General features: G+C 32.6%; 1 pseudogene. It reads right to left on the minus strand.

Annotated features, from left to right (window positions below):
* Positions 1 to 87: 87 nt before the first annotated feature.
* Positions 88 to 561 (minus strand): annotated as a pseudogene (gene tnpA, locus PTSHG_RS08965) (IS200/IS605 family transposase).
* Positions 562 to 607: the final 46 nt, after the last annotated feature.

Here is a 607-nt window from a genome sequence, read left to right on the forward strand (position 1 = left end):
CCCCTATAAGGGGCTGTTACCGGCAGCATTCCATGCTTTGAACTTTCTTTCTCGCGCACCAATTTTCACAGCTAGTGCTAAAGCTCTTTATTTTTTGCTTTTGTTTACTTGCTCACCCGTAAACGGGTCTACAAATTCTTTAATACTTATTTGATCTGCCATGTAATCTTCTTTTTATTGATTTTTTATATATTCTTGTATCTTTTTCGCATTTTTTCCTGCTGTGTCTACATAATATCCTCTGCACCAAAAATGTCTATTTCCATATTTATATTTTAAGTTTGCGTGCCTATCAAATATTATCAGGCTACTTTTTCCTTTTAAATATCCCATTGTTTGAGATATGCTATATTTTGGTGGGATTTCCAACAACATATGAATATGGTCTGGACAACATTCTGATTCTATTATGTTTATTCCTTTTCTCTCACATAAGTCTCTTAATATTTTTCCAATATCTTGTTTTAATCTTCCATATATTACTTGTCTCCTGTATTTCGGAGCAAATACTATGTGATACTTACAATTCCATGATGTATGTGATAAACTGTTTTTATCCATTTTAGGATACCTCCCTTTTCTATTTATGCTACTGCCTGTAACATAC

This window comes from Peptoniphilus senegalensis JC140 (genome assembly GCF_000321025.1).
In the GTDB taxonomy this organism is placed as follows: Bacteria; Bacillota; Clostridia; order Tissierellales; family Peptoniphilaceae; genus Peptoniphilus_A; species Peptoniphilus_A senegalensis.